The organism is Chitinophaga alhagiae, from assembly GCF_003568665.1.
Lineage (GTDB): Bacteria > Bacteroidota > Bacteroidia > Chitinophagales > Chitinophagaceae > Chitinophaga > Chitinophaga alhagiae.
This window is the reverse complement of the sequence record NZ_QXMH01000003.1, coordinates 526,735-553,130: the sequence shown is the minus strand read 5'-3', so window position 1 is coordinate 553,130 and position 26,396 is coordinate 526,735. Positions and strand designations below refer to the sequence as shown.

The 26,396-nt window shown below is 55.8% G+C and carries 16 protein-coding genes; 5 read left to right on the top strand and 11 right to left on the bottom strand.

The features are described 5' to 3' along the window. Nucleotides 1–502 precede the first annotated feature (502 nt). From D3A97_RS18485 to D3A97_RS18470, 4 genes are all read left to right on the top strand, one after another. Nucleotides 503–3,109 carry a GH116 family glycosyl hydrolase gene (locus D3A97_RS18485; RefSeq protein WP_119079996.1) on the top strand — a complete coding sequence of 869 codons (2,607 nt, stop codon included), beginning with the start codon at nucleotides 503–505 and terminating at the stop codon, nucleotides 3,107–3,109. Between the two features lie 136 nt (nucleotides 3,110–3,245). Then, nucleotides 3,246–6,299: a SusC/RagA family TonB-linked outer membrane protein gene (locus D3A97_RS18480; RefSeq protein WP_119079995.1), complete on the top strand. Its 3,054-nt coding sequence runs from the start codon at nucleotides 3,246–3,248 to the stop codon at nucleotides 6,297–6,299. A 20-nt stretch (nucleotides 6,300–6,319) separates the two neighbouring features. Continuing rightward, nucleotides 6,320–8,095: a RagB/SusD family nutrient uptake outer membrane protein gene (locus D3A97_RS18475; protein ID WP_119079994.1), complete on the top strand. Its 1,776-nt coding sequence runs from the start codon at nucleotides 6,320–6,322 to the stop codon at nucleotides 8,093–8,095. A 60-nt stretch (nucleotides 8,096–8,155) separates the two neighbouring features. Continuing rightward, nucleotides 8,156–9,175 carry a hypothetical protein gene (locus D3A97_RS18470; protein WP_119079993.1) on the top strand — a complete coding sequence of 340 codons (1,020 nt, stop codon included), beginning with the start codon at nucleotides 8,156–8,158 and terminating at the stop codon, nucleotides 9,173–9,175. On the opposite strand, the gene fucP is transcribed toward D3A97_RS18470, so the two are convergent. The 8 genes from fucP to D3A97_RS18430 form a co-directional block, all read right to left on the bottom strand. Beyond that, nucleotides 9,170–10,468 (bottom strand): L-fucose:H+ symporter permease, encoded by a 1,299-nt coding sequence (fucP, locus tag D3A97_RS18465; RefSeq protein ID WP_232826012.1) that lies wholly within the window; start codon nucleotides 10,466–10,468, stop codon nucleotides 9,170–9,172. The genes D3A97_RS18470 and fucP overlap by 6 nt on opposite strands. Nucleotides 10,469–10,555: 87 nt before the next feature. Beyond that, the gene (locus D3A97_RS18460) at nucleotides 10,556–11,413 is read right to left on the bottom strand and encodes a fumarylacetoacetate hydrolase family protein (protein WP_198674060.1); all 858 of its coding nucleotides are present in this window, start codon (nucleotides 11,411–11,413) and stop codon (nucleotides 10,556–10,558) included. A 6-nt stretch (nucleotides 11,414–11,419) separates the two neighbouring features. Beyond that, on the bottom strand, nucleotides 11,420–12,640 hold the full coding sequence (locus D3A97_RS18455) for a DUF6786 family protein (RefSeq protein WP_232826011.1): 1,221 nt from the start codon (nucleotides 12,638–12,640) through the stop codon (nucleotides 11,420–11,422). A gap of 20 nt (nucleotides 12,641–12,660) precedes the next feature. After that, on the bottom strand, nucleotides 12,661–14,262 hold the full coding sequence (locus tag D3A97_RS18450) for a UxaA family hydrolase (protein WP_119079992.1): 1,602 nt from the start codon (nucleotides 14,260–14,262) through the stop codon (nucleotides 12,661–12,663). Nucleotides 14,263–14,286: 24 nt separating this feature from the next. Further along, nucleotides 14,287–15,066 carry an L-fucose dehydrogenase gene (locus D3A97_RS18445; RefSeq protein WP_119079991.1) on the bottom strand — a complete coding sequence of 260 codons (780 nt, stop codon included), beginning with the start codon at nucleotides 15,064–15,066 and terminating at the stop codon, nucleotides 14,287–14,289. 39 nt (nucleotides 15,067–15,105) lie between these two features. Further along, entirely contained in the window at nucleotides 15,106–16,653 is a 1,548-nt protein-coding gene (locus D3A97_RS18440; RefSeq protein ID WP_119079990.1) for an aldehyde dehydrogenase (NADP(+)), read from the bottom strand. 21 nt (nucleotides 16,654–16,674) lie between these two features. Beyond that, nucleotides 16,675–17,811 carry a glycoside hydrolase family 172 protein gene (locus tag D3A97_RS18435; RefSeq protein WP_119079989.1) on the bottom strand — a complete coding sequence of 379 codons (1,137 nt, stop codon included), beginning with the start codon at nucleotides 17,809–17,811 and terminating at the stop codon, nucleotides 16,675–16,677. Nucleotides 17,812–17,956: 145 nt separating this feature from the next. Continuing rightward, on the bottom strand, nucleotides 17,957–18,982 hold the full coding sequence (locus D3A97_RS18430) for a LacI family DNA-binding transcriptional regulator (protein WP_119079988.1): 1,026 nt from the start codon (nucleotides 18,980–18,982) through the stop codon (nucleotides 17,957–17,959). A gap of 193 nt (nucleotides 18,983–19,175) precedes the next feature. Between D3A97_RS18430 and D3A97_RS18425 the strand changes: the two genes are divergently transcribed. Further along, nucleotides 19,176–20,840 (top strand): serine hydrolase domain-containing protein, encoded by a 1,665-nt coding sequence (locus tag D3A97_RS18425; RefSeq protein ID WP_119079987.1) that lies wholly within the window; start codon nucleotides 19,176–19,178, stop codon nucleotides 20,838–20,840. Between the two features lie 6 nt (nucleotides 20,841–20,846). Here D3A97_RS18425 and D3A97_RS18420 read toward each other — a convergent pair whose 3' ends face one another. From D3A97_RS18420 to D3A97_RS18410, 3 genes are read right to left on the bottom strand one after another with little or no spacing between them, the layout of a single operon-like run. Further along, the gene (locus D3A97_RS18420; RefSeq protein ID WP_119079986.1) at nucleotides 20,847–22,163 is read right to left on the bottom strand and encodes an ATP-binding protein; all 1,317 of its coding nucleotides are present in this window, start codon (nucleotides 22,161–22,163) and stop codon (nucleotides 20,847–20,849) included. Nucleotide 22,164: 1 nt separating this feature from the next. Further along, a complete protein-coding gene (locus D3A97_RS18415) occupies nucleotides 22,165–22,722 on the bottom strand; it encodes a T6SS immunity protein Tdi1 domain-containing protein (protein ID WP_119079985.1) in 558 nt (185 codons plus the stop codon). 6 nt (nucleotides 22,723–22,728) lie between these two features. Continuing rightward, nucleotides 22,729–26,391 (bottom strand): eCIS core domain-containing protein, encoded by a 3,663-nt coding sequence (locus D3A97_RS18410; protein ID WP_119079984.1) that lies wholly within the window; start codon nucleotides 26,389–26,391, stop codon nucleotides 22,729–22,731. Nucleotides 26,392–26,396: the final 5 nt, after the last annotated feature.

The window sequence follows — 26,396 nt, the reverse complement described above, 5'->3', positions numbered from 1 at the left end:
GTGTAGTATTTTAACCAGTGCCCTGACCGTACCTCAAGCGAACGTGAAGCGAACGAGAAGCGAAGGAGAAGCGTAGGTGAAGGGTGGCGAAAATAGTATCATAAAGGAAGCGCTGCTACTATAAACACGTAAATGGTATTGCTGCGCGTTGGCTGCGTATGGACCTGGAAAAGAGCCGCCATGCAGGTGCCGCCGTAAAAAAAACAGTTGTGCGCCGACTGGCCGGTTTCAAACTGGAGCATCATCCGCACAGAAAAAAAATTTGGACGCTAAAATTTATTATTCTACTTTCACCAGCGAAGCGAAAGCTGCTTTTTTTAGTCCCCTTTGCTTAAACGTTTAAGCGTTATGAAATGGGCCGGTCAGACCAGGGCCGGTAGGAAGATCTTTTTGCCATAAGGCAGAGGGGCCCCAACATATTCCACGGGTGAGCAAGATGCTGAACGCGGACCGGTAATGCCCGTTACTATTCACCATTTTATCAATAAGAACCTCGTCAACTATGAAATCAAGCAAGAACCGCCGGGATTTTCTGAAGAACTTTACGTTAGGCGCCATTGGCGCAACCGCGCTGCCAGGCGTGGTTACAGCGCATACCGGTAGCACCGGGCAAGGCGTGCCGCAAAACGGGCCGGATGCAGCGATGCCCGTAGAAGCAGGCGGAGAAAGAACAGCCGCTTCCGGCGCGCGCGCCTACAACGGCGTGTACACCGGTCAATACATCAACCGCGTGGCGTTCCCCATTGGCGGCATCGGCGCGGGCATGTTCTGTCTCGAAGGTACGGGCGCTATTTCCCACATGTCTGTCCGTCACAACCCTGAAATGTTTTTTGAGCCGGCCATGTTTGCCGCCATCAGTATAAAAGGCATACCGGGCGGGGCCAGGGTGCTGGAGCAAAACATTCCCGAATGGAAAAAGTTCGGCCAGCGCGATGCGGGCCTCGGCGGCACCGGCGGCGCTACCTGGGGACTGCCGCGGTTTGCCGCGGCGGAGTTTAAAGCGCGTTTCCCTTTCGGAGAGATATCGCTGAAAGACCCCGCTATTCCGCTGGCGGTGCGGATCAAGGGGTGGAGCCCGTTCACTCCCGGAGATGAGGACAACTCCAGCCTGCCCGTGGGCGCGCTGGAATACCGCTTCACCAACACCGGCAAAACCACGCAGGAATACGTGTTCTCCTACAACAGCCGCAATTTCATGCGGCAGGGAGACCAGCTGAATAATATCAAAGCACTGGAAAACGGTTTTATCCTCTCACAGGAAGCGTTGCCCGATGCGCCGGAAAAGCAGGGCCACTTTGCCATTTTCACCACAGACGATGCCACGGTTACAGATCATTGCTGGTTCAGGGGCGGCTGGTTCGATCCGCTGTCTATGGTATGGAACACCATTCGCAACGGCGAGGTGAAGAACAACGCGCCTGTTGAAAAAGATGCGCCGGGCGCCTCGCTGTTTGTGCCGTTCCGCCTGCAACCCGGCCAGCAGAAAACAGTGCGCCTCATGATGGCCTGGTACGTGCCAGACTCCAAACTGCGCATCGGCGAAGATGTTTCCGGAGACCATCCCGGCCAGCCAAAGTTTCACCGCCCCTGGTACAGCAGCCGCTTTAAGAACATCGGGGAAGTGGCGGCTTACTGGAACAGCCAGTACGATGCGCTGCAAAAAAGAACATCGCTGTTTACCAATGCGTTCTATAAAAGCACGCTGCCGCCGGAAGTGGTGGAAGCGGTAGCCGCCAACCTCACCATCCTGAAATCCGCCACTGTAATGCGCCAATACGACGGCCGGTTCTGGACGTGGGAAGGCTGCGGGGATAACTGGGGCAGCTGCCATGGCTCCTGCACGCACGTGTGGAACTACGCGCAGGCAGTGCCGCACCTGTTCCCCGCGCTGGAAAGAAGCCTGCGCAACACGGAGTTCAGTGAGAACCAGAATACGGAAGGACACCAGGGCTTCCGCGCCAACATTCCTATCAGCCCCCTGGTACATAACTTTCATTCGGCGGCAGACGGGCAACTGGGCGGCATCATGAAAGTATACCGCGAGTGGCGCATCAGCGGGGATAACAACTGGATGAAAAACATGTACCCCGCTGTGAAAACCAGTATGGACTACTGCATCCGTACCTGGGACCCGCATAAGAAAGGGATGGTGGCAGAGCCGCATCACAACACGTACGATATTGAGTTCTGGGGCCCCACCGGCATGTGTACCAGCTTCTACCTCGGCGCCCTCCATGCTATAACGCTGATGGGCCGGCACCTCGGGGAAGATGTAACGGCGTATACTTCACTGTTCCGTAAAGGCAAAGAGTATCTTGAAACTTCGCTCTACAACGGAGAATATTTTATCCAGAAAATACAGTGGACGGGCCTCAACGCTCCTGACCCGGTAAAGGCCCAGTCTTTCCACACGCATTATTCCGAAGAAGCGCAACGCCTGCTGCAGCAGGAAGGCCCCAAGTACCAATACGGCAGCGGCTGCCTGTCAGACGGCATACTTGGCTCCTGGATAGCCCGCGTGTGCGGTATGGAAGAACCGGTGAACGCGGCCAAGGCCAAAAGCCACCTGCTGGCGGTGCATAAATACAACCTGAAAAAAGACCTCAGCGCCCACGCCAATCCCCAGCGCCCCACCTTTGCGCTCGGCAACGAAGGCGGGCTGCTGCTTTGTTCCTGGCCCAAAGGCGGCATGCTGTCCCTGCCCTTTGTATACAGCAATGAGGTATGGACGGGCATCGAATACCAGGTGGCTTCCCACCTGATGTTCCATGGCGAAGTGGAAAAAGGGCTGGATATTGTACGCGCCTGCCGCAACCGGTACGATGGCTCCGTTCGCAATCCCTTCAATGAATATGAATGCGGCCACTGGTACGCCCGCGCCATGAGCAGCTACGGCATGCTGCAGGGCCTCACCGGCGTGCGTTTTGACGCGGTAGACGGTACGTTGCACATAGATTCCAGGGTGGGGGATTTCACCAGCTTCATTGCCACCGCGCAAGGCTTCGGCACGGTCAGCCTCCGCAACGGCAAACCATCGCTGGCGGTGGCGCACGGTTCCATTCCTGTTAAAAAGACCATCGTGGCGGGCAAAGAAACATCCCTGGCATAACATTATTATCACCATCACCACCGCATTATTCAACCAGATCAATAGCACGGCATTTTAAATTCCATCTGCTTAAACGTTAAAGCAACTCCTTATCCACAAAAAAATTAGCACGTTTATGAAAAGTTGCCGGCAATGTATGCCTATCCAGCAAAGCACGTCCAGGAAAAAATGGATCAGCTGCTTCTTTTTCTTTTTCGCCTTCACGGCCGCCGGTTACGGCCAGAAGGTGATCACCGGTAAGGTAACCGCGGCGGCAGACGGCCAGCCGCTGTCTGAGGTCACTATTGTAGTGCAGGGCTCGCCCGTGGGCACCACCACTTACCCAGACGGTACTTATGCCATCAAGGTGGCGGGGAACGATGCCATGCTGGTGTTCACCTACGTGGGCTACGAAACGCAGGCCATTACGGTAGGCGCCAATACCGTTATCAACATTGCCCTGAAGCAGCAGAGCAGCACGCTGGGAGATGTAGTGGTAGTCGGCTTCGGCAAGCAAAAGAAGGCCACGGTAACGGGTGCTATCTCCAGCGTGCCGGTAGCCAACATCCAGCGTATTGCCACGCCGTCTCTCTCCAATGCCCTGGCAGGCAGCATGCCGGGCATCATTACCCGCCAAAGCTCCGGTGAGCCGGGGTACGATGGCGCGGCCGTGTTCATCCGCGGCTTCGGCACCTGGGCCAACAGGGCGCCGCTCATACTGGTAGACGGCGTGGAGCGTGATATCAATAACATCAACACGCAGGAGATAGAGAGCTTTTCCATTCTCAAAGATGCTTCGGCCACGGCGGTTTACGGTGTAAGAGGGGCCAACGGCGTGATACTCATCACCACCAAAAGAGGCACCACGGGCCGCCCGCGCGTGGTGTTCCGCACGGAGCACGCCTCCCTGCAGGCCATGCGGCTGCCGGATTATATCAACGGCCCGGAATATGCCGGGCTCATCAACGAAGCGCTGCTCAACAACGGGCAGTCCGCACGGTATACGGAAGACGAGCTGCGCAAGTTCCGCGATCAGTCAGATCCCTTCATTTACCCGGACGTGAACTGGACGGACGCGGTGCTGAAGGAAAATACCTACCAGACCATCAACAACCTCAGCGTATCCGGCGGCAACGAGATCATTAAATACTATACCAACGTGGGCTATACCATATTGAACGGCATTTACAAACAAGATCCCCACAACCCCTATAAAACGAATGCGCAAATGAAGCGTTATAACTTCCGCTCCAATGTAGATATCAACGTGTCCAAATCCATCAGCCTGGAGCTGGGCATTGGCGGCATCATACAGAAAGGGAACTATCCCGGTACGTCCGCCCCGCGCATTTTTGACGCCCTGAAAATAACCTCGCCCATCAACTATCCCAAGCTGAACCCGGACGGTTCTGTGGCAGGCGCTTCTACTTCCTACCTGCAAGACAACCCCTGGGGGCTGGTTACACAGGCGGGGTATACACGGCAAGACAGAAATTCGCTGCAGGGCACCTTCGGCGGCAGATGGGACCTGTCTTCACTGGTCACAAAAGGGTTGTCTGTACGCGGGCTTTTTTCTTACGATCATAATTATGCCGCGTCTACAGACCGCATCAAGCCGTACGCCATCAAACAGTATACAGAAGATGCTGACGGCAATGGCAATTACGCTACCATCCGGGAAGAACAGCCCATGCAATACAAGCTGAACAACCAGGCCAGCCGCACGTATTATACGGAACTGGCGGTGAACTATAACCGGGCTTTCGGGAAACACACCGTTACAGGCATGATACTGGGCAACCGCCGGGAAAACATAGACCTCACCGCGGGCGTGCCCATCAACAACCTGCCTTACCGCAACCAGGGGCTGGCCGGGCGTATCACGTACAACTACGACAACCGTTACCTGGCGGAAGCGAACGCCGGTTACAACGGCTCCGAAAACTTCCCCGAAGGCAAGCAGTACGGTTTTTTCCCGTCCATTTCCGCGGGCTGGATCATCAGCAACGAAAATTTCTGGAACGTCAACGCCATTTCCAGCCTCAAGATCAGGGGCTCTTACGGCAAGGTGGGCAACGACAAGATCATTGCCGGCCGCCGCTTCCTGTTCCTGACCACCATTAACCGCTCCGGGCAGTCTTATTTTTTCGGGGATAACCAGCGTTTCTACCAGGGCTTTGAGGAAGCGCAGATCGGCAATGATGACGTGACCTGGGAGGTAGCCGCCAAATCGAACATCGGGTTTGACCTGGAACTGTTCAACGGCAAGGTGAACCTGCAGGTAGACGGTTTCAAGGAACAACGGGAAGGCATCCTGATACAACGCGGCGTAATTCCCCGCGTAACAGGCTACTACCCCTGGACGCTGCCCTATGCCAACCTTGGCAAAGCGGAAAACACCGGCCTGGACGCCTTGCTGGAGATCAAGCACACCACGCGCAGCGGTTTCTACTATAACTTCCGCGGCACCTTCACCTACGCCAAAAGCATCTGTACGCAAAACGACGATCCCACGCCAAAATATGCCTACCAGTCTTTTGTAGGCCTTCCCATAGATCAGCCCATGGGGCTGATAGCGCTGGGTTTCTTCAAAAATCAGGCAGACATAGACCGCAGCCCCCAGCAGAAATTCATGGACGAGGTAAAGCCGGGCGATATCAAGTACCAGGATTACAATAACGATGGCGTGGTGGACGATTACGACCGTGTGCCCATCGGGTACCCCCGCACGCCGCAAATGGTATACGGCGCCGGCGCCAGCTTTGGCTACAAAGGGTTTGAGCTGAGCGTGTTCTTCACCGGTGCGGCCAGGGCCAGCCTGTTCGTAGACGGGCCGTCTATGTACGCCTTCCAGATGGGGCTGGGCACGTATAACATACTGCGGGAATATTACGACAACCGCTGGACGCCCGCCAGCCAGCAGGCCAAATACCCCCGTGTATCGCCCTACCAGAACCCGAACAACAACAGAACGTCCACGCTCTTTTTGCAGGACGCGGGTTACCTGCGGCTGAAAAGCGCGGAGGTGGCGTACAACTTCAAAGTGGCCGCCCTGAAAAAACACGGGCTGGATGATATCCGCCTGTTCATTAACGGGTATAACCTGGTTACATGGGACAAAATAAAAGTGATAGACCCGGAATCCAACTACGGCACCGGCGGCTACCCGCTGCAACGTAGCATCAACTTCGGCGCACAGTTATCATTTTAAAACACCTTCAAACTTACAAGATGAACAAGCTGCTTGTTTTTACCGCTATATTGTTATTAACGGCATCATGCACCAAAGACTATCTGAAAAAGGCGCCTGACGAAGACCTGGATATCAAAAAAGTATTTTCGGAAAGAAAGTACGCAGAGTCTTTTCTCTCCTCCGCCTATCACAACATTCCCGTGATGCTGGGCGCGGCAGACTGGGACCAGCGCAACCCCTACACCGGGGCCAGTGACGAGATGGAGATCACCTTCCTGGGCGCCTACTCCCACCTGCTCAATTCCGGCGCCTGGAGCGCCAATGATTATTATCCTGACATCTGGGGGTTCATGTACGAAGGCATCCGGAAGACCAATATTTTCCTGGCCAACGTGGAGCAGGTGCCGATGGATGAAACGGAAAAGCGGCGCTGGATAGGGGAGGCCACTTTCCTGCGGGCCTTCTATCATTTTATGCTGGCCCGCATCTACGGCGCTATCCCCGTTGCGGACCACCCCTACGCGTTGAGTGAAGATTACGCCGTTATCCGCCGCCAGCCGGTAGACAAGGTGATCGACTTCATTGCCGCGGAATGCGATAAAGCCGTACCGCTGCTGGAATGGCGCGTAGGCGCGGACCAGCTGGGCCGCATCACCAAACCCGCCGCCATGGCATTAAAGGCGCAGGCGCTGCTGTATATGGCCAGCCCGCTGTGGAACGGCAACACGGACTATACCAACATCAAAGACCAAGAAGGCATTCAGCTGTTCCCCGCTTTTGACAAGGAACGGTGGAGAAAGGCCGCACAGGCTGCTAAAGATTGTATTGACGGTGCGGAAGCCAACGGCTACAGGCTATACCGCTCCGCCAGCAACGACCCGGTACGCAACTACCAGGAAGTATTCATAGAACGCAACAACGCGGAGGTGCTCTTTGCCCGCAATGCCGGGGAGCATTCCCATTTTGAACGTTGCAGCAATCCCATTGGCTTTGGCGGGTTCTCTATTTTCTGTCCCACGCAGGAGCTGGTGGATGATTATGAAATGGCCAACGGCGAGCGCCCCATCACCGGCTACAACGCAGACGGATCGCCGGTTGTCAACCCCGCCTCCGGGTATGTGGAAACGGGATATGCGGCGGCCAAACACCCGCTGGACTATTACCCCGCCGGCGTGCGCAACATGTACGTAGACCGGGAACCGCGTTTTTACGCCAGCATCAATTTCAACGGCGCCATCTGGAAAGGGAGGGGCATACAGTTCTGGTTTGAAGGGCTGGACGGCCGCAAGCGCGCCGGTTCCGACTATTGCATTACAGGTTACCTCATGAAAAAAATGGTGAACCCCACGTCAGATATTTTCCAGAACAGGTTTTCGCTCAATACTTTTATTTACTACCGGCTGGGAGAATTGTACCTTGACTATGCGGAAGCGCTGAATGAAATGGACGGCCCGGTGGCGGACGTGTATAAGTACATCAACCTGGTGCGGGACCGCTCCGGCCTGCCGGGGCTGCCCGCCGGTCTTACGCAGGATGCCATGCGGGAAAAGATACATCACGAACGGCGCATAGAGCTGGCTTTTGAAACGCACCGCTATTTTGATACCCGCCGCTGGAAGATAGCCGCCGGCATTGACAGCAGGGAGATCCACGGCATGAATATTGGCGCGGGCGCGGCACTGAATGATGATAATTTTTACAAAAGAACAGTGGTGGAAAAACGCGTGTTCATTGCCCCCAAACATTACTTATGGCCCATTCAGCAGGAAGAGATCAACAAGAACCACAACCTGGTGCAGAACCCGGGGTGGTAGGCCTTCCGGGGGATGGCCGGGCGCATGCGGCATGCCCCTCAACGATACAAACATTGGAATATGCATAAAAAGTTCCGCGCACGGGTGACCTCACCCGTGCGCAAATATTTACTGCTGGCCGCTCTGCTTTGCACCGGCACTGTTACGCAGGCGCAATGGCTGCGGCGTGACAGTACCCTGTGGGGCATCCGCAACGGCATGGTGGTAGGCCTTTGGCCGGGCGCCATTGAAAACCTGAAACAGGGCGCCAACGGAGGGCCGCGCGGCCTGCTGCGCATTGGCTACGAATACATGGGGCTGGTGTACCACATCAACTACATAGCGGTGGAACCGGTGGTGAACGGGAAAATAGAGTTCAGTGAAATTTCGCCCTCCGCTGCTGATGGCAAATGGGGCAAGCTGATGTGGGTAACAGATACTTTCCACACGGCAGACAGTATCGGCTTCTGCCTGCGGATGGAAAAATTCGCCAATGGCGCGCATCCTTATCTCAAGATCACCCTCTTCAAAAACCGCCCTGAAGAACTGTGTATTGAAGTATACCATCATGCAGACAGCGCGCCTATGGACCGTTGCGGCATTACCGCCACCATGGGCAACTATTCCCGGCTGAGAAGGCTGCATCTTAAAGACACGGTGATCAACGCCCGCCGCCTGTATGAGGGTTATAGCGGTATAGATTTCATCGAGAAAGAACCGTACCCCGCCACGCAAATGCCGCGGGATGCCAACGGGGATCTTTTGGTAGTGGCCACGCCGGATGAAACTTTTGCCGAACTGGCCGCATGGCCGCAGGAAGAAGCCTATATGAAACGGTGGAACTGGCGCTACCGGCCGTTCTACATGTTGAGCCAATACTGGCGGAAAGAAAAGGAACAGGCGCAGCCTTCCCTGCAGGTGCGCGTAAACGGCCGCGCCAGCTACTGGAGCGGCGGCAGCAGGAACGCGGAACATTACATTGCCGTACCCGGCGGTCCCTCTTTCGAGAACTTTGAATTGCGCGAAAAGTATATACCCGGCCAGCGCCTTTATTTTGGCCTTAGCCGTAAAACGGCGGCGGAACTGCTTTCCCCGTTATGAGGAAAGCGGTTCTTTTACCGCCACGGGCAGCGCATGCCGCCAGGCATACCAGGCCACCACGGCAAAACAGATCAGCGGCACCACGTATGCCAGCTGTACATTGTAATAATAAGCTACAGCCCCCAGCCCCAGCGGCACCAGCGCGCCGCCCACAATAGACATCACGAGAAAGGCGGAGCCTGTTTTTGTTTCGTTGCCGAGGTCTTTAATGGCCATCGAGAAAATAGTGGGGAACATGATAGACATAAAAAATTCCACCAGCAGTAAAAAGTATACGCCCACCAGGCCGCCCTGCAATACGCAATACGCCAGCAGCAGTACGCACGCCACGCTGTAAGCCAGCAGCAGCAGGCGGGGAGATGTTCGCTGCATCAGGAAGGTGCCGGCGTACCGCCCCACCATAAAACAAAGCAGCAGCATGCCCAGGAAGGTAGTGGCCTCCATTTCCGGCATACCCGCGCTGAAACCGGCGTAGCGGATAAAGAAGCTGGAAATGCATACCTGCGCGCCCACGTAAGCGAACTGCGCAATAACGCCCCAGCGGAAATGCATGTGCCGGAATACGCGCAGGTTGAGGCTGAAGCCGCTGCCATGTTCTTCTTGTACTTTAGGGAAATGTACCAGCCTGAAAACCAGGGCCACCACCAGCAATACCCCGGCAATAGCCAGGTAGGGCGCCTGCACGGAACGGGCTTCAGACAGGAGGTAGTTGTTGAGCGCGTCAGGGCTCATGGCGCCCAGTTGTTCCGGTGAGTATTCCTTGCCGGACAATATCACCTTGCTCAGGAAAAAGGCCGCCACAAATGCCCCGAGGCCATTGAAAGCCTGCGCAAAGTTGAGGCGCTGTACAGAGGTCTCTTTGGGGCCCATAACGGTAATGTACGGGTTGGCGGCGGTTTCCAGGAAGGTCATGCCCGCGGCTACGAGGAACAGCGCAAAGAGGAACAGGCCGAAAGAGCGCATTTCAGCCGCGGGAAAAAACAAAAGGGCACCGGCCGCCGCTATCAGCAAGCCGGTGATGATGCCCGTTTTATAACTCCATTTGCGCATCACCCACGCGGCGGGCAGCGCAAAAAAGAAGTAACTCACCCAATAGGCAGAGTCTATGAAAGCAGATTGGAAATCGTTCAGCTGGCAGGCCTTGCGCAGGTGCGGTATCAGTACAGGGATCAGGTTGCCGGTGAGCGCCCATAAAAAGAACAGGCTGATCACCAGTATGAAGGTGAGCTTTACCGCGCCGCTGCGCCCGGGAGAGGCCAGCGTATCGTTTTTCATTTCAATTGTGGAATCCATAAAGGAATTTTTTGGGAATGCAATTGTTGTATGCCGTGCATGGTATTTCCTGTATTTGTCCGCTTCTGCATTGGGCGCTCCAGGGTGCTACTGCAAGGTAGCTACATGGTTCACCAGCGTGCCGATGTGGTCTATGCTGATCTCCACCCGGTCATCGTCCTGCAGGGTAAAACTGTTTTCAGGCACCAGGCAGGTGCCCGTCATCAGGTAACATCCGTCCGGGAAGGCGCAGCCGCGGAAGAGGAAATCTACCAGCTCCTGGTGGCCGCGTTTCATCTGGCTGATGGGCACATGGTCTCCATACTGCTGCACGGCGCCCCGGTAGATGGCCATTTTGATCAGCGTATCTGGCGGAATGGGCGCGTCTGTTACCATCAGGCAAGGCCCCAGCCCGGCGCACTTTTCATACACTTTTGCCTGCGGCAGGTAGAGCGGGTTTTCGCCTTCAATGCTGCGGGAGCTCATGTCGTTGCCTACGGTGTAGCCTTCAATGGTGCCGTGGCTGCTCACAAACAACGTCAGTTCAGGTTCGGGCACGTCCCAGGAAGAGTCTTTACGGATGTACACCGTTTGCCCGTGGCCGGAAACGCGGCGCGGAGTGGCCTTGAAGAATAGTTCAGGCCGCTCCGCCACGTATACCTTGTCGTAAAAAGTAGCGCCGCCGGCATCTTCAGATTCTTCCATGCGCGCGGTACGGCTGCGGAAGTAGGTAACGCCCGCGGCCCATACCTCCTGTGTGGCAATGGGAGGCTGCAGGCCGGTGGCAATGATCTTTTCCGCCGCGGTCTTGTCCATCGGGGACTGGCCCTGCAGGTCAGACAGTATGCATTGGTACAGGTCTTTCCTGTTCACGAACCGGTTCCAGTCTGTGAGGAAAGAATAGTATTGATGCTGATGGAACACCAGCAGGGCGCCTTCGGTTTTATAAAGAAGAATGGTATTCATGTGGCTTTATTTGTTTTGAAGGAATTGTTGTACATCCTGCAGCGGCAGTTGCCATAGCAGCTGCGCCAGCGTTTGCAGCGCTTCGCGGCTGCCTTCAAAATGCAGGGTGGCCTGGCGGTAGTTGACAGATTCCCCGGGTTGCAGCGCGCGTGCGTCTGAAGAGGATTCTACTTCGTAGAAAGGCCCCATCTGCGAGCCGTCTGCCAGCGGCCCGTCGTTATAGCAGTTTACGGCATCTCCCTTGAACGGTTCTTTCTGCAATTCCCATTTTGAATTGACGTAGCGGCCATCGGGCACTACATCGTACAGCAATACCGTGAGGGTATTGTTCTCCAGGTCTATGCTGCCCGCGCCAGGCTTGGCCACCAGCGGGGAAAGGCCCAGCTTGCCGCGTGCCTTCCCGTCTGCGCGGAAAAGCAACAGGCTGTCTTTTACGGAAAGCCGATCCGGCGCAATTTTGCCGAAGTAGTCGTCCGTAATATGTGCGCGGGCATCCGGGATATGGCGGAACGGCGCTACCACGGCGGTCTGGTCAGAGGGTTTGAACATGCCCAGCAGCCAGATGCTTAGCAGGCCGCTTTGCTCCTGCCAGGCGCTGTCTCCCGCATTGGTGAGCACGTTTTCCGTTTCATAGGCTACATAACGCAGGCCCTCCGGCAGGTCAAAGCCGAGTTTGGCGGTGATGGCCTGCTGGTCAAGCAGGCGGATGGTGCGGTTGATGTTGAGCGTGAACGGGGTGCCGGAGTAATTGATGATGTTGCCGGCATATTGGTAGGTAACGGCGGTGGGGGATGATGATCGCACAACGTAATGCGCGGTGTCTATCAGTCCCGGTGTTTGCCAGTTGTCAAAGTCGAAAGGTTTGCCGGGCGGGAAGAACAGGGAGTATTGCCCGCCTTCAGGCCCCAGCCAGAAACGTTCTTCCCCGCCAAAAGCATTGATATGCGGCGTGAGCTGGCCGGATGCCACCAGGTCATAATTGATCCAGCCGAAACTTTTGCCGGCATCGCCGCCGGCGGTGCTGGTCATTACGCGGGCCTGGTAATCGCCCGTTACCACCACCCGCGCGCTGTCTCCGCCGCTGAGCACCACTACGTTCTGCAGGTGTTTTTGCAGGAAAGCCACATCTTCTCCGAAGGTGGAGGGTTTGGCATCTTTTTTCTGTGCCGCCTCATTACAACCAATAGTGCCGGCCAGCAAACAGCCTGCAATGATTTTCATGTTCATAACTATGGTATTAAGATGATTTACAGGGATACGCCTCTTTTCCATGGTATAAAATCGTCTTGCTCCAGCACCTGCGCTTTGGCCGTGTATTGCCCGCCGGCCGTATCTATCACCAGCTCCATGATACGGGCGGCCACCTCGTCAATAGACTCTTCTCCGCTGATGACGGTGCCGGTGTCCAGGTCAATGATGTCCCGCATTTTATTGGCCAGCCTGGTGTTGGTGGAGAGCTTGAGCACCGGTGTTACCGGGTTCCCGGTAGGCGTGCCCAGCCCGGTGGTGAACAGGACGATGTTGGCGCCCGCGCCTACTTCGGCGGTGGTAGACTCTACATCGCTGCCGGGCGTGCAGAGCAGCGCCAGGCCAGGGTGCCGCACACGGCCGGGATAGTCGATCACGTCGGTAACCGGGGAGGAACCTCCTTTCCGGGCGGCGCCGGCGGATTTGATGGCGTCTGTGATCAGCCCGTCACGGATGTTGCCGGCGGAAGGGTTGGAGTCAAAACCGGAGCCTACTGCTTCGGCCCTGCTGGCGTACTCCCGCATCAGCTGCGTGTACCGCGCCGCCAGTTCCGTATTGATGCAGCGGTCGCTCAGCTCCTGCTCCACGCCGCACAGCTCGGGGAACTCGGAGAGTATCACCGAACCGCCCAATGCTACGATCATGTCTGAAACCCGGCCCACGGCGGGGTTGGCGGAAATGCCGGAAAACCCGTCTGACCCGCCGCATTCCATGCCCACTATCAGCTTGCTCAACGGCGCCGGCTGGCGTTGCTGCTGGTCGGCTTTCGCCAGCCCTTCAAACGTTTGTTGCAGGGCCTGTTCCATCAGCGCTTTTTCCGATCCTATTTTTTGCTGTTCCAGGCAGATCACTGTTCTGTCAAAGCCCGGCACCCTTTTTTCAATTTCTTCTTTCAGCATCTCAAGCTGCGCGTTCTGGCAGCCGAGGCTGAGCACCGTGGCGCCCGCTACGTTGGGGTGGGTGATGTAGCCGGCCAGCAGCCCGCACAGGGTGCGCGCATCGTCTTTGGTGCCGCCGCATCCCAGGGTATGCGTGAGCAGCTTGATGCCGTCTATGTTGGCAAAGGCCCTGCTCTCGACCGCGGGCTGCTCCGCGCTGTCTGTATTGCGCAGCAGTTGCTGCAGCATGGTTTCGTAGGGATTGTGTTTTGCGTAGCCCAGCTCCTTGACCAGTACTTTGTGCAGGGTTTGCACGTTGCGGTTCTCGCAGAATACCATGGGAATGATCACCCAGTAGTTGCCGGTGCCCACGCGCCCGTCTGTTCGGTGATAGCCCATGAACGTGCGGTTGGCCCAGCGGGTAACGTCCGGCACGTTCCATTGCGTGTGCCTTTCTTCTTTTACGGCAAAGCTGCCGGAGGCATGGCGGATGTTCTGCGTGGTAACCAGTTCCCCGGCGGGCAGGTCTTCATTGGCAATGCCTACCAGCACGCCGTACATAATAACCGGGCCGCCTTTGGCAATGGCCTCGCCCGTGAACTTGTGTTTGGCCGGAACGTTGCGCAGGGCGGTAATACCGGCTGCGGTGGCGCCTGCGGGCACGTCCTGCAGGGCTACCCACACATTATCTTCCGGGTGTATTTTGATGATCTGTTGACGCATGTTGTTTGAATATTGAGTGGATGATCAGAGCGCCCTGTCCAGGTGTACATACCCGCCGTCTACATGTATCAGCTGCCCGGTGGTATGGCTGGAACGGGACGAGAGGAGGAAGGCGGCCATGTTGGCGATCTCTTCCGGCGTGGTCATGCGTTTTTCCAGCGGTATGCCGGCCAGGATGCCGGCCAGTTTTTCTTCCTTGTTGTCAAACGTATTGATCCAGCTTTCGTATAGCGGTGTCCATGACTCCGCTACTACAATGGCGTTTACGCGGATGCTGAAGGGCAGCAGCTCTACCGCCCACTCCCGCGTAAGCCCGTTGCGCCCGCCATTGGCGGCGGCGTAGGCGGAGGTGTTGCCCTGGCCTGTTTCAGCCGTTTTGGAGCTGATGTTCACAATAGGGCCTTTGCTTTTTTTCAGGTAAGGCAGCGCATGGTGCGCTACCAGGTAATAATGTACAAGGTTGCGGTGCAGGGATTGCATGAAAGCGCTGTAGGAACCGCTTCCCAGCCCCACCCCGTCATTGATGCCGGCGTTGTTCACCAGCCCGTCTATTCTCCCGAATTTTGCCGCAACGGCGTTTACAGCCTGTTGGCAGGCTTCCGGGTCTGTCAGCTCCGCCACTACCTGCCAGCCTTTGCCGCCGGCTTGTTCAATATGGGCCAGGTGTTGCAGGTTGTCTGCCTCATTTCTGCCAATGATGACGGGGAAGGCGCCTTCCGCCGCCAGTACTGCTGAAATGGCTGCTCCAATGCCTTTGGCGCCTCCGGTCACAATGATGATCTTGTCTTTTAAACCCAGGTCCATAGAAGTGTTATGTGTTTTTGAAGGTGGATGGAACTTGCGCTACAGCGCATCTTTGGAAAACCAGCCGTTCAGCAGCCGCCAGATGCCCAGCGGGTTGCTGTTTTGCAGCTCCGGCGGCAGCAGGTAGGCAGGGAAGTCCTGGAAACATACCGGCCGGCAGAAACGGTAAATGGCGGTGCTGCCTACAGATGTTCCCGCGGCGGGTGTGGTGGCGGGCCAGGGGCCGCCGTGCACCATGGCATGGTTAACGGCCACGCCTGTAGGAAAACCGTTGATCAGTATCCTGCCGGCCTTTTCGCGGAGTATGTCTACCAGCTCCGCATGCTGCCGCAGGTCTTCTTCCGTACCGTGTATGGTAGCCGTTAGCTGCCCTTCCAGCCCGCGGGCCAATTGGTACAGCTCTTCCCGGTTGTCCGCGCGGATGTGGAGGGAAGAAGGGCCGAATACTTCATGGCAAAGGGACGGGTTATCCAGCGCCTGTTGCGCGCTGATCTGCAGCAGGTAAGGAGAGGCCTGGTGCGCCGCTTCGGGCGCTTTGCCCAGCACGGTGGCGCCGGCCTGCTGCAGTTGATGGATGCCTTTTTGATACGCGTCCAGTATGCCGGGCGTTAACATGCAGCCGGCCGGCATGGCGGCAATGCTTTTTTGCAACGTGTCAACAAACGTATTGCCTGCGCCCGGCGTGATGAACAACCCGGGATTGGTGCAGAACTGCCCCACGCCCATGGTGAGGGATTGCAGGAATTGCGCGGCCAGCGCTTCGCCCTTTTCCTGTAAAATGCCGGGCAGGAAAAACACGGGGTTCACGCTGCCCATTTCCGCAAATACGGGAATAGGTACCGGCCTTCGTGTAGCCGTATCATATAGTGCCTTGCCGCCCCTGAAAGAGCCGGTAAAGGCAATGGCAGACAATTGCGGGTGTTTGGCCAGTTGCTGCCCTGTTTCAATGGAAGCGCCGTGCAGCAGGGAAAATACGCCTTCTGGCATGCCGGTGCTGTTGGCTGCCGCCAGTATGGCCGTGGCCACCAGGTGAGAGGTGTGGGGGTGGGCAGGATGGGCTTTGCACACTACGGTGCAGCCGGCGGCCAGCGCGGCTGCCGTGTCTCCGCCGGCTACGGAAAAGGCCAGCGGAAAGTTGCTGGCGCCAAAAACGCCGATAACGCCCAGCGGTATCTGCATCTGCCGCACGTCTGGCGTGCCGGCATCTATGCGGGCATTTACCCAGGAGCCTTCCGTGAGCAGGCCGGCAAACAGGCGCAGTTGCCCGGTGGTACGGTCACGCTCGCCCTGCAGCCGCGCCAGCGGAAGCCCGCTTTCCGCGGAGGCGGTGTTGACAAGTTCTTCTCCCAGGGCCGTAATGCCTTCCGCAATAGCTTGCAAAAAGGCCGCGCGCCGCGCCGGGGGTACTTTTTTATAGGTGGTGAATGCGGCGGCGGCCAGTTGCACCGCGCGGTCTGTTTCATGTTGGGTGGCTTCCCGGAAGGGCAGCGGCAGGGTTTGCTGCCGCTGCGGGTCAAACGCGTGGAAGGTATGTTGCCCTTCCGCGCTGCGGGTATTGCCTATCAGTTGTGATCCTGTCTCGTTCATCGCCATAAAAAAAATTAAAGGTTAGTTAACTTCCAGCAGGTCTTTGGCCGGCAGCTTGGGGAAAGGTGCATGCGGCTCGCGCTGGTACCAGAACACCACGCTGCTGATGTCTGACTGCTGCGGCAGGTACCGCCCGCCGCTGCGCCAGCCCAGGTCCTGTATCGTAATTTTCAGTTCTTTCTCGAAACGCACGGGGTCCATCACATGCCAGCGGTAAAGGCCGAAGCGCTGCTGGGACTTATACAGCCCGTCCGGCCGTATCACCTGGTGCAGGCCGGTGTAAGGGGTGCTGAACTCCTGGTAGTGGCCTTTCCTGTCAAAATTGTAGGAGCCGCAGAAATAATCTTCTGTACCGGTGCCGCAAATGGTGGGGAACTTGCTGTCTCCGTCCATGAAGAACTTGATCTCGCCTTCGCCCCACCAGCCGTTGTTGTTCACGCCCCAGGCCATGTAAGTGCCTACGTACTGGCCTTTCCCCTTGATGCCGTCTACCATGGTAAACTCGGCGCCTTTCACGGGATTGTTGCGGCGGAACTGCGCGTGGAAATACCCGGCGTCTTCCGGTACGTCCGTGAGCGTATAATCTACCTGGTAGTACAGCGTCATCCGTTCTGTATTGATATTCTCCATGGTGATCTTGCACTTCTTGCGGAAGGGCATGGTCCAGTAGCAGTTGAAGGCGCTGCCGGGGTTGACGGTAACGGCCAGCGAGTTCATCTGCGCGTATTCTCCCCAGCCCATGCCGAAGAAATCGCCCACGGGCACTTCTACGGAGGGGGTGGTCTCATCGTCCCAGTAAAAACGGAGAATGGAGTAACGCCAGTTGCCGGTAGGGGTCATCCAGATGTGCTGGATGGCGCCGGGGCCTTCAATTTCGGCCAGTGTAAAGGTTTTGCCGGGCTCAATGTGGATGTACGGGTTTACCTTCCAGCCCTGCCCCAGCTCCCGCGCGGCATTGCGGGCATTACCCTGTTCAAGGGTGGCCATGCCTCCCTTGCCCGGCTCGCCGGTAAAGTTCTCGGGACTGATGGAGCGGGTTTTGGCGTCTGACAGGCGGTGAAGGTTGCCCATGTTCATTTCCAGCCCGTTAAAACCTTTCTGGGCCAGTGCGGCGCTGCTGATACAGGCCGCCAGAGAGATCAGGAACAGTTTTTTCATACGTTTTTATGATTTGTGGTATTATGTTGCTTTATCGATTAAGCAGCGCGCTTCACAGCATCTTCCCATAGGTGGTAATAACAAGCTGTTACGTTTTCTGCCGGCAATTGCTACGCCGTTCCCTACGTGGCAATAAATTAAGCTGTTACTTCTTTTTCTGGCGGTTGCTGGATTGCCTGATCACTAGTGCTGTATCTATGCAGACGTTCTCCGCCGGTTTGTCACCGTCTTTGATATGTTCCAGCAACAGGCGTACGGCGGCGTTGCCCATTTCCAGGATGGGCTGCCTGATGAAAGTGATGGGGGAGTAGTAGAGGTCAAAGGCCTCACTTTCGTCAAAGCTCACCACGGCCAGGTCTTCCGGCACCCGTACCCCCAGTTCGTTGATATATTTGAGCCCTTCTATGGCCAGGCTGTTGGTAGCAAAAAACACGGCGTCTGCCGGTTTGCGGCCCTGCAGCAGTTGGTCAATGGCCTGGCGCGTTTCTTCGCGGATATGGGAATAGCGGGCCAGCTTCATCAGGCTGGGCTGCTGGCTGTGGCTGGCCAGCGCCTCCGTATACCCGCGTTTGCGTTCATTAATATGGTAGAGCGCGGTTTTATAGGCTATCATGCCAATGCGCTGCCGCCCCGTTTTTACCAGGTGGGTAATGGCGTTGTAAGAGGCCTGGTAATTATTGATGCCGATCTGGCTCACGGGTATCTGCGGAAAGTAACGGTCTATCAGCACAAAAGGCACGGGCTGCTTCTGCAATTGTTTGATCTGCTGCTCGGAACCTTCCGTGGGGATGAGGATAAGGCCATCTACCTGCCGGTTCAGCAGTACGTTGATCAGGTCTCCCGACTTCTCCAGGTTTTCATCAGAGCTGCCGAAGATCACGGTATAGTTGTTCCGTTTGGCCTCATCTTCAATGGTGCGGGCAATGTTGCCGAAGAAAGGGTTGGAAATGTCCGCCACTATCAGCCCGATGGTGTCTGACCGGCCGCTTTTGAGGCTGCGGGCAATGTGATTGGGCTGGTAGTTGAGCCTGCTGGCTATTTTCCGGATCTTTTTCGCCATCTCCTGGCCCACCCTCGCTTTCTCTTCCTTGTTGGTCAATACGTAAGAAACCAGCGCCGTGGATACACCGGCCTCCTGGGCAATATCTTTCAGCGAGGTTTTTTTCTTCATGGAATAAAAATATGCTTAAACGTTTAAGTAAACAAGTTTTTGGCGGGAAATAATTTTTTCCGCCCGGCGGCACGGGGATAAATTGGTAAATTCGGGACGGGGCCCCATCAACCACCGCGCCGGAGATATATGTGCATCCTGATTTGCAGGCGCGCAAATAAATGACTACATTCAGTATGAAAATTCACCCCTCATGAGATCCTGCTTTTTCCCCCTGCTGGTATTCCTTTTTTCCGGCCAGGCACAGGCCCAGTACCTGCCTGATACTACGCAGCAAAAAATAGACAAGCTCTTCCAGCGCTGGGACAGCGAGACCAGTCCGGGTTGTGCCGTAGGCATTATCAGGAACGATTCGCTGATCTTCAGCAAAGGTTACGGCCTGGCCAACCTGGAATACAGCGCGCCCAATACGCCCGCCACCATTTTTCATGTGGCCTCCGTATCCAAACAGTTCACCGGCTACGCCATTGTGCTGCTGGCCAGGCAAGGCAGGCTGCGCCTGGATGATGATGTACGGCAATACCTGCCCTGGTTCCCCGACCTGGGAGAAACGATCACCATCCGCCACCTGCTCAATCATACCAGCGGCATCCGTGACCAGTGGCAGCTGCTGGCTACCGCCGGCACGCGGCTGGATGATGTGATCACACAGGAACAGATCATCAAGGTACTCAGCCGCCAGCGGGCGCTCAATTCCAAGCCGGGAGAACGTTACAATTATTGCAACAGCGGCTATACCATGCTGGCGGAAATAGTGAAGGCCGTTAGCGGCAAAACGCTCCGGCAGTTTACAGACTCCGCCATTTTCAAACCGCTGAAAATGAACAGCACGCATTTTCATGACGACTATACAGAGATCGTCAAAGGCCGTTCCTATTCTTACCAGCGGAAGAACGGCAACCAGTTTGCCAACAGCGTGCTGAGCTATTCCAATACCGGCGCTACCAGTCTTTTTACTACGGTGGAAGACCTTTCCAAATGGATCATGAACTTCTACGATCCCAAAGCTGGTGATGCGCAGGATATTGTACAGCTTACCGAAAAAGGCCGCCTGAACAGCGGGAAAGTAATAGATTATGCGCTGGGCATCGGCAATTTTACCTACAAGGGCTGGCGCGGTTTTGTGCATAACGGCGCCGATGCGGGCTACCGCACCACACTGCTGGTATGCCCTGACCTGAAGCTGGGCTGCGTGGTGCTGGCTAATGTGGGAGACTTTAACCCGGGCGCGAGAGCGGAAGAACTGATGGCCCTGTTTGTGGAAGAAAAAGAGGCGGCCACCAAAAAGAACGCCGCCCGGCCAGACAGCAGCCAGGCCATACTCGGCAACCCCGCCTCCATGCAACGTTTTGAAGGCAGCTATATTTCTGATGAAGGCACGCAGATGGCGTTCCGCGTTACAGATAACAAATTCTATGCGGACGCATTTGGCCGTTCGGAACTGTTAAAAGGGGATGGCGGCACTTTCAGCGCGCTGGCTAACCCCGTACAGCAATATGCCTTTACTGCCAAACCTGGCGATACCACCGTGCTGGTCACTTTTGGGCCTGGTGAGACCGCCCTGCTGCAAAAGTACAGCGCCCCGCCCGCTACGGAACGGGAGCTGAAGGCTTATGAAGGAACGTACTATTGCCCGGAGCTGGACTGCAACTACGGCATAGCCCTGAAGAACAAACAACTGGTACTCACCAGCAACAAATACACGGACATGCCGCTCCGCTTTGCCGGGCCAGACCACCTGCACAGCAATTACTGGTGGATGAGCCACCTGAGGGTGCTGCGCAATGCAAAGAAAGAAATAGAGGGATTTGAGGTGAACGATGGGCGGGTGCTGCATTTGCGGTTTAACAAGCTATGAGGCCGCCTAGCCCTTTCCTTCCTTCAGCAGCTCCCGCCTGATGGCATACAGCAGCTCCGGCGAGGTGATCTCCTCTTTCTGGTTGCTGATCAGCTTCAGGCAGCAGAAATAGGCAATGTTGTTGATGTTGGAGCCGGTCAGCTCGTGTTCTTTTGAAATGTGATGTAATGACACGTCGCTGGCAAACCGTACCCTTTGCGGGAAGGAGCGTTCCCAGAGAATATACCGTTCCTTTTCAGCAGGAATGGGGAAGTACACCACGTTCTGCATGCGGCGGAGGAAGGCCTCATCCATATTTGCCTTGAAGTTGGAGGCCAGGATGATGAGCCCGTTGTAGTTTTCTACGCGTTGCAGCAGGTAGCCTACTTCCTGGTTGGCATACTTGTCGTGCGCATCGCGTATTTCCGTGCGTTTGCCGAATAACGCATCCGCTTCGTCAAAAAAGAGCACCCATTTTTTACGCTCCGCGCGGTCAAAAATACGCGCCAGGTTCTTTTCCGTTTCCCCGATGTATTTGGACACTACTTTAGACAGGTCTATCCGGAACACGTCCAGGCCCGTGTACTTGCCCAGCAGCGTGGCGGCCAGCGTTTTGCCGGTACCCGGCGGGCCGTGAAAGAGTGCGCAGTACCCGTGTTTCATACGGCTGCCGAACTGCCACTCGTGCAGGAGGGTATGATGGTGCCTGATCCATTCCTCAATTTCCCTGATCTGCGAAAGCGTATGATCGTTCAGCACCAGGTCTTCCCACTCGCGGGCGGTGCTGATATGTTCCGCCGCAAACTCCGAAGAGAAGCGCGGATGGCTGATACGGCCTGTTAGCCAGAACTCCAGCGTTTCTTCCGCCAGCAGCAGGCGCCCGCTCATCCGGGGCTCTCCATAGGGCACGGTTTCGAGAGACAGTATACCTTGTTTGAAGAAAACGCTGCTGTGAAGCAGTAAGTCTTGCAGCTCCACCCGTTTGTTCACATCATTACCGGCCAATATAAAAAGCATGGTTTCCCCGGTGGGCAGCACCCCGCGGTGATACTGGCTTTTTGCACCGCCAAAGTCAATGAAGTTGCCCCCTTCGGGAATATATTCCCGGAGAATGTCTTCAAAAAAAGAGGGCTGCAGGTGAGGCGCCAGGGCCAGCAGCAGGCACACATATTCTTCCGGGCCGGGTTTATGCTCTTCCATCCATACGGCAAAAGGGCTGCCGTCGTGCCAGTAGGCATCCGTATCTACCGTAACGCTGCTGGCCTTGCCGAAATGAAGGTCCATGCGCCCGGCCACATAGTTGCGCAGGTATTGCAGGGGTATGTGAAAAGAGTTTGCTGCCATGTTATTCAAGTTGAGAAAGTATCTGGAGATATTCACGGAGCTTCACTTTCTGCAGGCTGTCTGCGGCAAGCTCGCCACCCAGCGCCACGGCGGGTACAAAACCGTAACATTCATCGTAGCTGACCGGCCCCAGGCGTTTGTAGGCTTTTTTATAGAGATGATGATAGTAATATTCATTGAGCGATTCATCCGCTGTAACGGAATAGTTCATCACGTCTGCCAGGCTGAAGTTCTCATAGCTGGTCACGTCCAGGTAAACAGGGTCATAAGAATGCCAGGCGCCGTTGTGCTCAAAGAAAACGGCGCCCAGCCCGGTACGCAGGGCCGGCAACGCTCCTTTGAAATCAGGCGCTACGGCGGCGGTTTCTTCTGCCAGGTCATCCGGGTTTACCAGCCAGAAAAAACCTTTGCTAAAGGAGCAGTAGCCGTTTTCTTTCCATAGCTGCAGCAAAAAGCCGGGCAGCCGGCTGCTATACTTGTCAATAGTAGTGGCCGCGGCGGGAGGGAAGCTGCCTTCGTCTTTCGGATGCCTCCGCAGAAATACATCTATTTCATCCATGCGCTATCAGTTTAATTTGACTTTTATGCTTTCGCTGTTATGTTTTTCAGGTTTCACCTGTTCCACGCCTTTCACTACCAGCGGCACCTGCGCTTTCCAGAGGCTGCCCAGCGCGGAATTGACGTTAGACGCGCCATGTCCGCCAAAGTCGTCGCCTTCACCGCCGGCCACCTGGTCTACGCGGTGCAGCAGGGCTTTGCCGGCCAGGTGATCGTTCACCATTTGTTCTGCGTCTGCCCTGGCCTGTGTATCCAGCGCATCCGGTTTGATGCCGGGGTTCTTTTTCTTGATCTCTTCGTACGCCACTTTCAGGAACTGGCTGAACAGCACCTGCCTTTCTTTTCGTTTGCCTCTGTCCAGGCCGGCCTCATCGCGCCCGCGTTGTTCAAAGTTGTAGCGGTTGGCCAGCCAGTTGCTGATCTTCATCTTGTTCAGGGCTACCTCCTGCATATGCAGCTGGTCATTAAATTCCTTTTCAGGGTGTTTCGGGTTGCGCTGGAAGGTAAGCGCTACCACGTCCATTTTATCTTTCAGGCCGTCTGTTCCTTTGATGCCGCTCAATATGCCGGCCAGCTTGCCAAAGAGTTTTTCCAGTTCTTTCTGTTTGTCTTCGTCTTTTTTGTCAGACCGCTTCACCGCGCCTATTTCGCTCAGCACGGTTTTGGCCTGCCCTATTTTGGCGGGATTGCCGGGGTCCAGCTTGGCCAGCCTGTCCAGGTACTGGTCTGCCAGCGTGGGCGTAGAGGCAATGTATACCTGGGCGTTTTCATCTTTTCCGCTGAAATATACGGAATGTGATTTGTTATCGCCGCCGGTAAATGTTTTACGGATCTTGAGCCAGCCCAGTATTTTGCTTTTGGCCTTGGCCAGGAAACTCTTGCCCGCTTTCACGATCCATTCTACCACTTTGTCAATGGCCTTGTCTACCGGGGCGCGCAGTTTCTTGATGATGGCCACAATTTTGTCTGATATCTTGCCCAGCCCCAGGAAGTTGGCGAGGAAAGAGATAGCCAGGCTTAGCATGCCGCCCAGCACGTTTTCCACCTTGTTGGCGGCCGCCCCGATAGCGCCGCTGGCAATTTGTACAATACTGTCTATCACGGCCCTGCCCACGGCGGCTATCTGCTGTATCTTCTGCACCAGGAACATGATGGTGTTGTAGATGGCAATGATGGCCTGTATGAAAGCGCCTGCGGGGTTCAGGCTGGACAGCAGTTTGACCACGGCCGTTTGCACTACGGTAACGGTAACAAAGTTGGTCACTTCTGAAATGAACTGGTCTTTCAGTTCGTTGATCTTGTCCTGTATCTTGTCCCACGCTGCGGCGGGGCCTTCGGTGATGAGCGTTTTTATGATGTCGAAGCCGGTTTCCATAGCGGCTACGGCAGTTTCGCCCACTGCTTTCACTAGTTTACCGCGTATGTTTTGCCAGGTGAGGCCGAATACGGAGAGGCCGAGCTTGAGTATTTCCTTGAGGGAGAACGATTGCGGAATGTAGATGTTGGCGCCCGCCAGCGAGCCCAGCAGCCAGTTGACCAGTGCTTTTTTCAGCCAGGTGCCTATCCTGTTCTTGAACTGGTTAAAGCCCTGTTTGGCCGCATTGATCAGGTGCCCCACAAATACCATCGGTTTTTCCAGGATAGACTTGAACGCCCCGCGTACCCGCTGCAGGTAGGGCATAGCGCCGGGCGCCACTACGGAGAACACAATTTCCAGCAGGTCAAAGATGGTGTTCATGGCCCAGCTGCTGAATTGGGCCGCAAACCCGCTGAACACGCCAAATACTTTTTCAAAAAGCGACGGGAGGTTGAGGAAGTCTGTTACCTCCAGCGATTTCAGCATGGCAATAAAGTCCTGTGGGAACTGTTTGACCATGTCCATCAGCCCTTTCATGGCCTTCTGGAACCAGTCGAACGCCTTTTGTACGGCATTGCCTTTTTTGATATTGTCCCAGATGTCTTCCCGGCCAATAAATTTCATGAAGCCGCCAATGAGGGTGTCTGCATTGCGGGGAACGGACTCGTTGGTAATGGGGTTGAAGCCTATTACGGCGCAAAGCAGGTCAAAGCCGCGGGAGTTGGCGGCCAGCGCGGCCAGCGGTTTGAGCACGGCATCCCTGATGAACTGCATCACTTCTTCAAACAGGCCCTGGATGAACGCCAGCATGTCTTCTACTGGTGTACTGAAAATACTTTTCGCATTTTCCCAGGTCTGGAAGGGCGATGTAATAATGTCGATGAAGTCCAGCCTGTTGAGGAAGGTGTTGACAGCGGCGGTGATATCTCCCAGCAGGTTGGAGAACTTCTTCAGTTTGCTTTCTATCCAGGTGCCGGCCTTTTCGAATACGTTGTATTTTTCCAGCGCCTGCGTGATCTGGTGCCCGCCCGGCAGGAACTCTACCGCGGCCCGCAGGATGTTGGCGGCGCTTCTGTCTGCCGCGGCCCCGCTGATAGGGTTGGAGCCGAGTACTATGCAGAACATGCGGAAGCCGGGGATGTTGTCTGCTTTCTCCGCCAGCCAGTCCAGAGCATCCTGCCAGGAGGGCAGGCTGATGTCTATGTCAATATCAATATCGATGAAGCGCTGCACCTGCGGCGGCACTACAGCGGTGGCGGCCGGCGCTTCGCTGCGTTGCACGCTTTGCCCCTGTTGCATTACATGGGTCAGCTCATGCGCCAGCAGGTGGCGGCCGCCTGACGAGCCGGGCTGGTACTGGTCATTGTTGAAGAAGATGTGGTTCTGGTAGGTGAACGCCCTGGCGCCTACCTGGTTGTTCATCTGCGTGGCTTCCGGGCCGGTATGTATGCGAACATTGCTGAAATCTGCGTTGAAGCGGTGCTCCATGAAGTTTTTGGTATCGTCTGAAAGCGTATGCCCGCCGTTGCCTTGCTGGCGTATGCCTTCACCGATGTCGTTGATGGCGGAGGAGGGAGTGCCTTCGCCTTTCATTTGTACTTTGGGGTCTTCTTTAGCAGGTGCGGCAGGTTTTGCGTCTTCTTTCTTCTGCACTTTAGGTTCTTCTTTACCCTGTGCGGTGCCTTCTTTCTTTTGTATCTTAGGTTCTTCCTTAGCAGGTGCGGCCGGTTTTGCATCTTCTTTCATCTGCACCTTGGGTTCTTCTTTATCCTGTGCGCCAGCATCTTTCTTCTGTATCTTGGGTTCTTCCTTAGCCGGTGCGGCAGGTTTTGCGTCTTCCTTCATCTGCACCTTGGGTTCTTCTTTACCCTGTGCAGCAGCATCTTTCTTCTGTATCTTGGGTTCTTCCTTAGCCGGTGCGGCAGGTTTTGCATCTTCCTTCATCTGCACCTTGGGCTCTTCTTTACCCTGTGCAGCAGCATCTTTCTTTTGTACCTTAGGCTCTTCCTTACCTGGTACAACACCCTTCATCTGCACCGGCGCGTCACTCTTCACTATTTTCGGCGCGGGCCTGTTCATCACCGCTTTTTTCTCCTGCTCCTTCTTTGCCGCGGGAACGGCCAGGTCAGGCTGGCGCATTACTTTGTCCGCCATATGATCTGCTTCCTTTTCCGCAGTATCATTGGGAGAACCTATTTTTAACTTGGGCTGGATACCTTTGGCAGACGGGGCAAAAAAGGGCTTTGCTTCTTTTTTTTGCGAAGAAGCGTTCTTTTTAGGGGGCTGTTTTACTGCGTCTGCACTTGCTTTCATGCATC